Origin of the sequence: Streptomyces lienomycini (genome assembly GCF_027947595.1) — a bacterium.
Classification (GTDB): Bacteria; Actinomycetota; Actinomycetes; order Streptomycetales; family Streptomycetaceae; genus Streptomyces; species Streptomyces lienomycini.
On the sequence record NZ_CP116257.1, the window covers coordinates 888,643 to 900,853 of the forward strand.

Here is a 12,211-nt window from a genome sequence, read left to right on the forward strand (position 1 = left end):
GCCCGGCGCCCGGCCCTCAGTAGCGGGGACGCTTGTACCAGGCCGAGCCGTTCGAGTTGCCGACGAACACGGCGATCAGGATGGCCAGCACCGTGTGGACCAGGCCCACGACGATGAACGGGTACAGGCCGAGGATCGCGGTGATGATGGCGAAGATCAGGGTCGCTATGCGGAAGCCGTTGCTCCCGCCGCCGACCTTGATCGCCAGTACGAGGGCGATCAGGCCCCACACCAGGGCGAACGCGGTGAGACCCCACAGCATGCCGGACGAGTAGTCGGCGAGCTGCTGGAAGGAGGCGTCGTCCTTCAGCGCCTCGTCGTTCTTCGCGGCGTCCACGCCGACGGCGCTGATGGCGAACAGGACCACGCCGACGAGCTGGAGGCCGAAAATCACCCACAGCATGACGCGGGCCGCGCTGACCGTGCCGGGCATCGAGGTCGGGGCGGCCGGGTAGCCGTAGCCGGCCGACACCGGAGGAGCCTGGGGGTAGCCGTAGCCGGGCTGGCCCTGGGGCTGCTGCTGGGGGTAGCCGTAGTTCGGCTGCTGGCCGCCCTGGGGCGCACCGTAGGGGTTGTTCGGGTCGCCGAAACTCATGGCGGGACTTCCTCCGTCGCTGTCAAGTGCGGGGACGACGCGTGGCCCGACGCGGAGGAAGTTCTTACGAAGCGGTTCGTCCCCCCGGTACGGCCCCGCGGCACTGTGCTGCCCCATCGTTCTTGACCGAACTCTTACTTGTCCACCCCGCCCGCAAGGTGTTGTGCAAGTGCAACAACGTCGATCATCGGTGGATACGGCCGGACCCGTCCCGCCGTGCCCGAAGCCTCCCGCAGGCCCTCGCGGCCTTTGGGGACCCGCGCGCGGTGCCGGCATGCCGACCTGATTGGAACCGGGGGCCGGTCATCCGCGAGGATGGGGGTATGACCGCCCAGATTCTCGATGGCAAGGCCACCGCAGCCGCGATCAAGTCCGAACTGACCGCCCGCGTGGCGGCGCTGAAGGAGAGGGGTGTCACACCCGGCCTCGGCACCGTCCTGGTCGGCGACGATCCCGGCAGCCAGAAGTACGTCGCCGGCAAGCACCGCGACTGCGCCCAGGTCGGCATCGCCTCCATCCAGCGCGAACTGCCGGCCACGGCCACCCAGGAGGAGATCGAGGCGGTCGTCCGCGAGCTGAACGAGGACCCGGCCTGCACCGGATACATCGTCCAGCTGCCGCTGCCCCGGGGCATCGACGAGAACCGCATCCTCGAACTGATGGATCCGGACAAGGACGCGGACGGCCTGCACCCGATGAACCTGGGCCGCCTCGTCCTGAACGAGCCGGCGCCGCTGCCCTGCACCCCCAACGGCATCCTCACCCTGCTGCGCCGCTACGGCGTGGAGATCAAGGGCGCCGAGGTCGTGGTCGTCGGACGCGGTGTCACCATCGGCCGCCCGATGCCGCTGCTGCTGACCCGGCGCAGCGAGAACGCCACCGTGACCCAGTGCCACACCGGCACCCGGGACCTGGCCTCGCACCTGCGGCGCGCGGACATCGTGATCGCCGCGGCCGGTTCCCCGCACCTGGTCCGCCCGGAGGACGTCAAGCCGGGCGCGGCCGTCCTCGACGTCGGCGTCTCCCGCAACGCCGAGGGCAAGATCATGGGCGACGTGCACCCCGGCGTGGCCGAGGTGGCCGCCTGGATCTCCCCGAACCCCGGCGGCGTCGGCCCCATGACCCGGGCCCAGCTGCTGGTCAACGTGGTGGAGGCGGCGGAGCGCAGTGCCGGCTGAGGACACCAACGCCAAGCACCCGGACGACGCGAAGCCCACGACGGCCTCGGAAGCCCCGACGGCTACCGGAGCCCCGGGGGACACGACAGCCCCGGGGGACACGGCAGCCTCGGAGCCCTCCTCGGCCTCGGGAGCCCCGAGGACCTCCGAAGCCTCCACGGGCTCGGGAGTCTCGGCAGCCTCGGGAGCTTCCACGGCCTCCGGAGCCTCGAAGCTCTCGAAGCCCTCGACGGCCTCCGACCCCTCCACGGCCTCCGACCCCTCCACGGCCTCGGTGGCGCTGGAGCGGGAGGGCACCGGTGGCACGCCGGACCCGGAGGACATCACCGTCCGCGACCCGGTCAGCGCGCCCGATGCCAAGGGGCGGCCGCGGCGCGTCACGCGCCGGTTCCCGCTCTTCACCCGTGACACCGCACGTCCCGAGGGCGGCGGCCGTGCCGCGGGCGGCGACGCCCCGGCGCCCGCCCGCCAGTGGCCGGTGATCGCCGTCGTACTGCTGGTCGGCCTGGGCCTGCTGCTGACCGCGCTGGACGTCTTCCGCTGGGGGACGGTGCTGATAGGCGTCGCGCTGCTGGCGGGTGCCGCGCTGCGCTGGATGCTGCCCGACGTCGGCATGCTCGCCGTACGCTCGCGCTTCACGGACATCACCACCTACGCCGTCCTGGGCCTCTCCATCGCCCTGCTGGCGCTGATGGCCCAGCCGAAACCGGTGCTGGAGATCCCGTTCCTCAAGGACACGCTGCACTTCACCGTGAGCTAGGACCTGCTCCCGTACGGCGGCCCGTCCTCACCCCCGTGAGAGGACGGGCCGCCGCCGGGACCCACCCTCCTGCACGCCGAACGCCCTGTTCAACGGCTGTCAGGGCGCTGTGGCACGGAAGTGACCGTTCCGGTACTCCGTTACGCGCGCCGTTCCGACGAGTTCGGGAAGTTCGGGTATTCACCGCCACGTCGTTCGGGGACACGGCTAGCGTCAGGGGTTCCGTTCGGAGCACAGGGCCGCCGGTGGGACACTGGGCCAGGGTCGGTGGGCGTGCGACGGTGCATGTTCGCGGCCTCTGTGCTCCTGTGCGCCCCCACCCCGGGAACTGGGATCCTGACCGGGCGCATCCCTGTGGGTAGCCAGAACGGGTGCCGCCCGCGGGACGCCGCGCGCGGACCAGCGGGGGAACGACCAGCACGTCACCGGGGGGAAGAGGGGGAAGCAGTGCCTCGTTGGAAGGCCTTGCCGGACGAACTCGATCCGCAGATCAGGGAGTTCACCAGTCAGCTGCGCCGGCTCGTGGACCGCAGCGAGCTGAGCGTCGCGTCGGTGGCCGACGCCACGGGCTACAGCAAGACGTCCTGGGAGCGTTATCTGAACGGCCGGCTGCTGGCGCCGAAGGGCGCCATCGTGGCCCTGGCCGAGGTGACGGGGACCAACCCCCTCCACCTGACCACCATGTGGGAGCTGGCCGAGCGTGCCTGGAGCCGCTCGGAGATGCGCCACGACATGACCATGGAGGCCATCCGGATCTCCCAGGCCCGTGCCGCGCTCGGCGAACTGGGCACGCCCCCGACGAAGTCGGGCACCCACGCGGCCAAGTCCGGCACCCACGCGGCCAAGCCGGGCAGCCACGCGGCCAAGCCGGGCAACGGCGGCAGGAACGGCAGGACGAGCCGCACCGACCGCCACGGCGGCGGAGCGTCGGCCGTGTCCGGGGTTGCCGGGCCGGCCGGTGTGTCGCCCACGCTGCCGCCGACGGTCCCGGCGCAGCCGACCGCCGCCGACAGCCCCGACTCGGCGCTCGGCACGCCCCGGGGCGGCGGTGGGCCGGCTGTCCCCTCCGACCCGTCGTCCGGCGGTGCGACCGAGGGAAACTCGTGGGGCCTGGCCGGGTACCGGGGACCCGCGCCGACCGGTGACCGCACGGCGCGGCCCGCGCCCCGGACCGGCACGGGCGAGCCGGCCGGACCGGCCGGCCCGACGGGGCCCGCGCCGAACGGTCCCGCGGTGCCGTACGGCACCGGCTCCACCGGCGCCCACCGTGACTACGGCCAGTACGGCGAACCCCCGCACGGCGGCTCCGGTCCGCGCGGGCGGTCCCCGGGGGGCGGCAACAAGCGGATGCTGACGTTCGTCGCGGGTGTGGTCGGCGCGCTCGTCGTGATCGCGGGCGCCTTCCTCTTCCTGAACGACGGCGGCGACAAGAAGAACGAGGGCGCCAAACCCTCCCCGTCCCCCACGGTGAGCAGGGAACCGCAGCTGCCGCCGGGCGTGAAGTGCGGCGGCGACGCCTGCACCGGCAAGGACCCGGAGGTCATGGGCTGCGGCGGCGACCTGGTGACCACCGGCGCGACCGTCGTCGTCGGCACGGCCGCCGTCGAGGTCCGCTACAGCAAGGTCTGCGGTGCCGCGTGGGCCCGCGTCACCCAGGCCGCCCAGGGCGACGAGGTCCAGGTGAACGCCGGCGGCGCGAACGAGCAGCGGGCGACGGTCGGGACGGCCGGCAGCACCGTCGCGTACACCGCGATGGTCGCCGTGAAGTCGGAGGCCGACGCCACCGCGTGCGCGACGCTGGCCTCGGGGCAGCAGGGCTGCACGAAGTAGGCCCGCCGGGGCCGCGGCGGAGCCGAAGCGGAGGGCGCGGGGGCGGACGGAGAAAGTTCGCCCGCGCCAGGCATGCACCGCGGCGTCGGGGGCACGCGAGAAGTACCCCCACGGGAGTCCGGCAACGGTCCCCGAACGGCGGTCGCCTTCGTCCCCCCTCTCCCGGACAGGCGGCCGCCTCTCTCTCGTGGCCCGCCGCCGGGCACCCGGGTGGTCCGGCGGCCGCCCTGTGGGCCGGGCCACACCGACCCGGACGTCCCGGACACGGCGGGCGCGATAGCCTGACCGCTGGATCGATCTCTTGACGCCAAGAGATCGATCAAACGCCCGGGGCCGGGACGCCCCACCGCCAGCTGTCATACGGAGAACGCCATGACCCGCACTCCCGTGAACGTCACCGTCACCGGCGCGGCCGGCCAGATCGGTTACGCCCTGCTCTTCCGCATCGCCTCCGGCCAGCTGCTCGGCGCGGACGTGCCGGTCAAGCTCCGCCTCCTGGAGATCACCCCGGCGCTCAAGGCCGCCGAGGGCACCGCGATGGAGCTGGACGACTGCGCGTTCCCGCTCCTCCAGGGCATCGAGATCAGCGACGACCCGAACGTGGCCTTCGACGGCGCCAACGTCGCCCTCCTCGTCGGCGCCCGTCCCCGCACCAAGGGTATGGAGCGCGGCGACCTCCTGGAGGCCAACGGCGGCATCTTCAAGCCGCAGGGCAAGGCCATCAACGACCACGCCGCGGACGACATCAAGGTCCTCGTCGTCGGCAACCCGGCCAACACCAACGCCCTGATCGCCCAGGCCGCCGCCCCGGACGTACCGGCCGAGCGCTTCACCGCGATGACCCGCCTGGACCACAACCGCGCGCTGACCCAGCTCGCGAAGAAGACGGGCTCGACGGTCGCCGACATCAAGCGCCTGACCATCTGGGGCAACCACTCCGCCACCCAGTACCCGGACATCTTCCACGCCACGGTCGCCGGCAAGAACGCCGCCGAGGCCGTGAACGACGAGAAGTGGCTCGCCGAGGACTTCATCCCGACCGTCGCCAAGCGCGGCGCGGCCATCATCGAGGCCCGCGGCGCCTCGTCGGCCGCCTCCGCCGCCAACGCCGCCATCGACCACGTGCACACCTGGGTCAACGGCACCGCCGAGGGCGACTGGACCTCCATGGGCATCCCGTCGGACGGCTCCTACGGCGTCCCCGAGGGCATCATCTCCTCCTTCCCGGTCACCACGAAGGACGGCGCCTACGAGATCGTCCAGGGCCTGGACATCAACGAGTTCTCCCGCGCCCGCATCGACGCCTCCGTCAAGGAGCTGTCGGAGGAGCGCGAGGCGGTCCGCGGTCTCGGCCTCCTCTGAGTCCGCCCCGACGCCCGCACGGGCCCCGTTCCGGTTTCCCACCGGGACGGGGCCCGTTCCCGTTCCCGGCCACCCATACGTCCCGTTTCCTCCCGTTCCTCCGTGATGCGCCGCACTTCAGGCCGGTGATCCGGCATGCAAACGGTGCGGTGGGGCAGGGGCTCACGGTCCCCGAGAGCGACCCGCGGTGACCCGCGGGTGACCCAGGGGGGTCGACCAGGAACGGAAGGCAACAGGGAACATGGCGAACAGCACGGAGACCGAGGCGGAGCGCTCGCACCGGACCATTCACGCGGGAGGCGAGTGGCTCGCGGCGTCCTCCGGCGCCACGCGCGACATCCTCGACCCCGCGGACGCCCTGCCGTTCGCCGTGGTCGCGGAGGGCGACGAGAAGGACACCGACCTCGCGGTGGCCGCCGCCCGCCGCGCCTTCGACGCGGGCGACTGGCCGCACACGCCGGTCGCCGAGCGCGCCGCCCTGCTGCGCCGCGTCGCCGACCTCCTCGTACGCGACCGCGAGACGCTCGGCCTGCTGGAGAGCCGTGACGCGGGCAAGACCGTCGAGGAGGGGCGCGTCGACATCGACTGCGTCGCCGACGCCTTCCGCTACTTCGCCGACCTCGTCGCGGGCGAGGCCCCCGGCCGGGTCGTCGACGCGGGCTCGCCCGACATCCACAGCGTCGTCGTGCACGAACCGGTCGGGGTCTGCGCGATGATCACGCCCTGGAACTACCCGCTGCTCCAGGCCAGCTGGAAGATCGCCCCGGCGCTCGCCGCCGGCAACACCTTCGTGATCAAGCCCAGCGAGATCACGCCGATGACCACCGTCGCCCTGATCGGCCTGCTGACCGAGGCCGGGCTCCCCACCGGCGTCGCCAACATCGTCACCGGGCCCGGCCACACCGTCGGCGCCCGGCTCGCCGAGCACCCCGGCGTCGACCTGGTCTCCTTCACCGGCGGCCTGACCAGCGGCATCAAGGTCGCCCAGGCCGCCGCCGTCACCGTCAAGAAGGTCGCCCTGGAACTCGGCGGCAAGAACCCCAACGTGGTCTTCGCCGACGCCTGCGAGACCGAGGAGGGCTTCGACACCGCCGTCGACCAGGCCCTCAACGCCGCCTTCATCCACAGCGGCCAGGTCTGCTCCGCCGGGGGGCGCCTCATCGTCGAGGAGTCCGTCCGCGAACGCTTCGTCGCGGAACTCGCCCGCCGCGCCCAGCGGATCCGCCTCGGCCGCGGCACCGAGGACGGCGTCGAGTGCGGGCCGCTCGTCTCCGAGCAGCAGCGCGCCAAGACCGAGGACTACGTCGCCTCCGCGCTCGCCGAGGGCGCCGAACTGCGCTGCGGCGGCAAGCGCCCCGAGCCGTCGCCCCAGCGGCCCGAGGGCGGCTACTTCTACGAGCCGACCGTCCTCGACCACTGCCACCGCGAGATGCGGGTCGTACGGGAGGAGGTCTTCGGGCCGGTCCTCACCGTCGAGACCTTCCGCACCGAGGACGAGGCCGTAGCCCTCGCCAACGACACCGAGTACGGTCTGGCCGGTGCCGTCTGGACCGCCGACGCGGGACGGGCCCGCCGGGTCGCGGGCCGGCTGCGGCACGGCACCGTGTGGATCAACGACTTCCACCCCTACCTGCCGCAGGCGGAGTGGGGCGGCTTCGGCAAGAGCGGCGTCGGCCGCGAACTCGGCCCCGCGGGCCTGGCCGAGTACCGCGAGAGCAAGCACGTCTACCAGAACCTCGCGCCCCGGCCCGTCCGCTGGTTCACCGGCTGACCCACTCCGGTCCCCGCACGTCTCCGCCCGTCCCCGCGCACCCGCGCACGTCCCCGCACCATCCGTTCGCCCCCTCTGGAGTACCCCCATGCCAGAAACCACTCACGTCTACGACTACGTCGTCATCGGCGGCGGCACGGCCGGCTCCGTGATCGCCTCCCGGCTCACCGAGAACCCGGACGTCACCGTCGCCGTCATCGAGGGCGGCCCCAGCGACGTCGGCCGCGACGACGTGCTGACCCTGCGCCGCTGGATGGGTCTGCTCGGCGGCGAACTGGACTACGACTACCCCACCACCGAGCAGCCGCGCGGCAACTCGCACATCCGGCACAGCCGCGCCCGCGTCCTCGGCGGCTGCTCCTCCCACAACACCCTCATCGCCTTCAAGCCGCTGCCGTCCGACTGGGACGAGTGGGAGGCCGCCGGCGCCAAGGGCTGGGGCGCGGTGCAGATGGAGGCGTACTTCGCCCGGCTGAAGAACAACATCGTCCCGGTCGACGAGAAGGACCGGAACGCCATCGCCCGCGACTTCGTCGACTCCGCGCAGCAGACGCTGGAAGTTCCCCGCGTCGAGGGCTTCAACCAGAAGCCGTTCACCGAGGGCGTCGGGTTCTTCGACCTCGCCTACCACCCCGAGAACAACAAGCGGTCCTCGGCTTCGGTGGCGTACCTGCACCCCGTGATGGACGAGCGGGCCAACCTCACGCTGATGCTGGAGACCTGGGCGTACAAGCTCGAACTCGACGGCACCCGCGCCGAGGGCGTCCACGTCCGCACCAAGGACGGCGAGGAGGTTCTGGTCAGGGCCCGTAACGAGGTCGTGCTCTGCGCCGGTGCCGTGGACTCCCCGCGCCTGCTGCTGCACTCCGGCATCGGCCCCAGGGAGCAACTGGAAGCCCTCGGCATACCCGTGGCGCTCGACCTGCCCGGCGTCGGCGAGAACCTCCTCGACCACCCCGAGTCGGTGATCGTGTGGGAGACCAACGGGCCCATCCCGGACAACTCCGCGATGGACTCCGACGCCGGTCTGTTCGTGCGCCGCGACCCCGAACACGCGGGCCCCGACCTGATGTTCCACTTCTACCAGATCCCGTTCACGGACAACCCGGAACGACTGGGCTACGAGCGCCCCGAGTTCGGCGTCTCCATGACCCCGAACATCCCCAAGCCGAAGTCCCGCGGCCGCCTCCACCTCACCAGCGCCGACCCGTCCGTGAAGCCCGCCCTGGACTTCCGCTACTTCACCGACGAGGACGACTACGACGGCCGCACCCTCGTCGACGGCATCCGCATCGCCCGCGAGATCGCCAAGTCCCAGCCGCTGGCGGGCTGGCTCAAGCGCGAGGTCTGCCCCGGCCCGGACGTCACCGGCGACGAGGAGCTGAGCGAGTACGCCCGCAAGGTCGCCCACACCGTCTACCACCCGGCGGGCACCTGCAAGATGGGCGCCGCCACCGACGAACAGGCCGTCGTCGACCCCGAGCTGCGCGTCCGCGGCCTGCGGGGCATCCGCGTCGCCGACGCCTCCGTCTTCCCGACCATGCCCGCCGTCAACCCGATGATCGGCGTCCTCATGGTCGGCGAGCGCGCCGTCGAGCTGATCGGCGGTGACGCCCGATGAGCAGCACCGCCAAGGACACCGCCCCCGCCACCGACACCGTGGCCGAGCGTCCCCCGGTCTTCTCCGTCGACGGCCTGTGGAAGGTCTTCGGACCCAAGGCCGCCCGCGTCCCCGCCGACCCGGAACTCACCGCCCTGAGCCCCGCCGAGCTGCGCTCCCGCACCGGCTGCACCGCCGCCGTCGCCGACGTCTCCTTCGACGTGCGCAAGGGCGAGGTCTTCGTCGTCATGGGCCTGTCCGGCTCCGGCAAGTCCACCCTCGTACGCTGCCTGACCCGCCTCATCGAGCCGACGGCCGGGTCCATCGCCATCGACGGCGAGGACGTCCGCGCCATGGACAAGTCCCGGCTCCGGGCCCTGCGCCGGCACCGCGCCGCCATGGTCTTCCAGCACTTCGGCCTGCTTCCGCACCGCACCGTCCTGGACAACGTGGCCTACGGCCTGGAGGTCCAGGGCATGGGGCGTGCCGAACGCCGCGAGCGCGCCGCGGCCATCGTCGCCAAGGTCGGCCTGGAGGGCCTGGAGCAGCGCCGCCCCGGCCAGCTCTCCGGCGGCCAGCGCCAGCGCGTCGGCCTCGCCCGCGCCCTCGCCGTCGACCCCGAGGTCCTGCTCTTCGACGAGCCGTTCAGCGCGCTGGACCCGCTGATCCGGCGGGACATGCAGGAGGAGGTCGTCCGGCTGCACCGCGAGGAGGGCCGCACGATGGTCTTCATCACCCACGACCTCCAGGAGGCCCTGAAGCTCGGCGACCGCATCGCCCTGATGCGCGACGGCCGCGTCGTGCAGCTCGGCACCCCGGAGGAGATCGTCGGCTCGCCCGCCGACGACTACGTCCGCGAGTTCGTCCGCGACGTCCCGCGCGAGCAGGTCCTCACCGTGCGTACGGCGATGCGTCCCGCCACCTCCGCCGACGAGGCGGGCACCGGCCCGGCGGTCCGCCCCGGGGCCACGGTGTCCGAGGCCATCGAGGCCGTCGCGCGAGCCGGAACCTCCGCCCGCGTGATGGACGACGGCCGCTGCCTCGGCGTGGTCGACGCGGCCGACCTGCTGTCGGTGGTGGCGGGCACGGCAACCGCGCCCGCCACGGCAACCGGCAAGCACCGTGAGCCGACCACCCCCGACGCGCCCACCACCGAGGAGCCGGTCTGATGGCGACGATCACGGCCACGGCCCGAAAGCCCGCCCCGCCGGGCATCCTCAGCCGCAGAGCCGTCCGCAAGCTCCTCGTCCTGGCCCTCGCGGCAGCGGTCCTCGCCCCGATAGCCGCCACCCAGTGGCCCGGCGCCACCTGGCCCACCGCCCTCACCGTCGACGTCTCCGAACCCCTCGGCAGGGCCAGCGACTGGATCATCGACAACCGGGACAGCCACCCCCTGTTCCTCTACTTCTTCGGCCACGTCAGCAACGTCGTCGTCATCGCCGTACGCGCCGTCTACCTCGCCCTCCTCGCCGTCGGCTGGGCCGGGGTCACCGCGATCGGCGCCCTGGTCGCCTGGCGGGTGGCCGGGGTGAAGCTGGCGCTCGGCACCGCCGCCGCGTTCCTGGCCTGCGGCCTGCTCGGCATGTGGGTGCCGACGATGCAGACGCTCGCGCTCATGGTCGTCGCCGTCCTCGCGTCGGTCGCCGTGGGCGCCCTGCTGGGCCTGGCCGCGGGCCTGTCCGACCGGATGGACCGCGTCCTGCGCCCGGTGCTCGACACCATGCAGGTGCTGCCCGCCTTCGCCTACCTCCTCCCCGTCGTCCTGGTCTTCGGCATCGGCGTCCCCGCCGCCGTCCTGGCCACCGTCGTCTACGCCGCCCCGCCCATGGCCCGGCTCACCTCGCTGGGCCTGCGCGGCGCCGACAGGGAGGTCCTGGAGGCCGTCGAGTCCCTCGGCACCACCGCACGCCAGCGCCTGCTGACCGCCCGCATCCCGCTGGCCCGCAAGGAACTCCTCCTCGGCGTCAACCAGACGATCATGATGGCGCTGTCCATGGCCGTCATCGCCTCCGTCATCGGCGCCGGCGGCCTCGGCGACCGCGTCTACCAGGCGCTCGCCTCGGTCGACGTCGGCGCGGCCCTCGCGGCCGGTATCCCGATCGTGCTGCTCGCCGTCGTCCTGGACCGCGTCACCGGCGCGGCGGGGGAGCGGCTCGGCGAGGCCGGGAAGTCCCCGGTGACCTGGCTGTACGCCCTCGTCGTCGCCGCGGCCGTCGCGCTCGCCGGACGCCTGGCCGGGTTCCTCGACTGGCCCGACGGGTGGGAGCTGAACATCGCCGAGCCCGTCAACCGGGCCGTCGACTGGATGACCGCCCACCTCTACTCCGGCGTCCCCGTCGTCGGCGGCACCGCCGACTGGGCCGCGCACTTCACCAGCTGGGTCCTCAACCCGCTGCGCGACGGCCTCCAGTGGCTGCCCTGGTGGTCCGTGCTCCTGATCGTCGCCACCCTGGCCTGGCTGATCGGCACCTGGCGCACCGCGCTGACCGCCGTCCTCGCGATGGCCGCGATCGGCGTGCTCGGGGTGTGGAACCCGTCCCTGGACACGCTCTCCCAGGTGCTCGCCGCCGTCGCCGTGACCCTGGTCATCGGCTTCGCCGCCGGCATCGCCGCCGCCCGCGGCGACCGCTTCGAGCGCCTGCTGCGGCCCGTGCTCGACGTCTTCCAGACGATGCCGCAGTTCGTGTACCTGATCCCGGTCGTCGCCCTGTTCGGCGTGGGCCGCGCGCCCGCCGTGGCCGCCGCCGTCGTCTACGCCCTCCCGGCCGTCGTCCGCATCACCGCCCAGGGACTGCGCCAGGTCGACGCCGCCGCCATGGAGTCGGCGCGTTCGCTCGGCGCCACCAGCGGCCAGCAACTGCGCCAGGTCCAGCTGCCGCTGGCCCGCCGCTCCCTGCTCCTCGCCGTCAACCAGGGCGTCGTCCTGGTCCTCGCCGTCGTCATCATCGGCGGACTGGTCGGCGGCGGCGCGCTCGGCTACCAGGTCGTCTTCGGTCTCGCGCAGGGCGACCTGGCGACCGGCCTGGTCGCGGGCGCCGCGATCGTCTGCCTCGGCCTGATGCTCGACCGCGTCACCCAGCCCACCGAACGCCGTACGACGAAGAAGGGAGCCTGA

At 72.9% G+C, this 12,211-nt stretch carries 9 protein-coding genes; 8 read left to right on the top strand and 1 reads right to left on the bottom strand.

Features of this window, described 5'->3' with window-relative positions:
• Window positions 1–16: 16 nt before the first annotated feature.
• Entirely contained in the window at window positions 17–595 is a 579-nt protein-coding gene (locus BJ961_RS04250; RefSeq protein WP_271319955.1) for a hypothetical protein, read from the bottom strand.
• 323 nt (window positions 596–918) lie between these two features.
• On the opposite strand from BJ961_RS04250, the gene BJ961_RS04255 reads away from it, so the two are divergent.
• The 8 genes from BJ961_RS04255 to BJ961_RS04290 all read left to right on the top strand — a co-directional run bounded on the left by BJ961_RS04255 (window position 919) and on the right by BJ961_RS04290 (window position 12,211).
• Entirely contained in the window at window positions 919–1,773 is an 855-nt protein-coding gene (locus tag BJ961_RS04255) for a bifunctional methylenetetrahydrofolate dehydrogenase/methenyltetrahydrofolate cyclohydrolase (RefSeq protein ID WP_271319956.1), read from the top strand.
• A gap of 274 nt (window positions 1,774–2,047) precedes the next feature.
• A complete protein-coding gene (locus BJ961_RS04260) occupies window positions 2,048–2,533 on the top strand; it encodes a DUF3017 domain-containing protein (protein WP_271319957.1) in 486 nt (161 codons plus the stop codon).
• A gap of 447 nt (window positions 2,534–2,980) precedes the next feature.
• On the top strand, window positions 2,981–4,363 hold the full coding sequence (locus tag BJ961_RS04265) for a helix-turn-helix domain-containing protein (RefSeq protein ID WP_271319958.1): 1,383 nt from the start codon (window positions 2,981–2,983) through the stop codon (window positions 4,361–4,363).
• A gap of 372 nt (window positions 4,364–4,735) precedes the next feature.
• Entirely contained in the window at window positions 4,736–5,725 is a 990-nt protein-coding gene (locus BJ961_RS04270; protein WP_271319959.1) for a malate dehydrogenase, read from the top strand.
• 241 nt (window positions 5,726–5,966) lie between these two features.
• Window positions 5,967–7,496: an aldehyde dehydrogenase family protein gene (locus BJ961_RS04275; protein WP_271319960.1), complete on the top strand. Its 1,530-nt coding sequence runs from the start codon at window positions 5,967–5,969 to the stop codon at window positions 7,494–7,496.
• Window positions 7,497–7,584: 88 nt separating this feature from the next.
• Window positions 7,585–9,117: a GMC family oxidoreductase gene (locus BJ961_RS04280; protein ID WP_271319961.1), complete on the top strand. Its 1,533-nt coding sequence runs from the start codon at window positions 7,585–7,587 to the stop codon at window positions 9,115–9,117.
• Window positions 9,114–10,265, top strand: coding sequence for a quaternary amine ABC transporter ATP-binding protein (locus BJ961_RS04285; RefSeq protein WP_271319962.1), 1,152 nt, complete (start codon window positions 9,114–9,116; stop codon window positions 10,263–10,265). The genes BJ961_RS04280 and BJ961_RS04285 overlap by 4 nt, the downstream gene beginning before the upstream one ends.
• Entirely contained in the window at window positions 10,265–12,211 is a 1,947-nt protein-coding gene (locus BJ961_RS04290; RefSeq protein WP_271319963.1) for an ABC transporter permease, read from the top strand. Before BJ961_RS04285 ends, BJ961_RS04290 begins: the two co-directional genes overlap by 1 nt.

Bases quoted from the DNA above. Each gene is read 5' to 3' on its own strand.
- BJ961_RS04250 (WP_271319955.1), bottom strand. From the start codon at position 595: ATGAGTTTCGGCGACCCGAACAACCCCTACGGTGCGCCCCAGGGCGGC.
- BJ961_RS04255 (WP_271319956.1), top strand. From the start codon at position 919: ATGACCGCCCAGATTCTCGATGGCAAGGCCACCGCAGCCGCGATCAAG.
- BJ961_RS04270 (WP_271319959.1), top strand. From the start codon at position 4,736: ATGACCCGCACTCCCGTGAACGTCACCGTCACCGGCGCGGCCGGCCAG.
- BJ961_RS04275 (WP_271319960.1), top strand. From the start codon at position 5,967: ATGGCGAACAGCACGGAGACCGAGGCGGAGCGCTCGCACCGGACCATT.
- BJ961_RS04280 (WP_271319961.1), top strand. From the start codon at position 7,585: ATGCCAGAAACCACTCACGTCTACGACTACGTCGTCATCGGCGGCGGC.
- BJ961_RS04285 (WP_271319962.1), top strand. From the start codon at position 9,114: ATGAGCAGCACCGCCAAGGACACCGCCCCCGCCACCGACACCGTGGCC.
- BJ961_RS04290 (WP_271319963.1), top strand. From the start codon at position 10,265: ATGGCGACGATCACGGCCACGGCCCGAAAGCCCGCCCCGCCGGGCATC.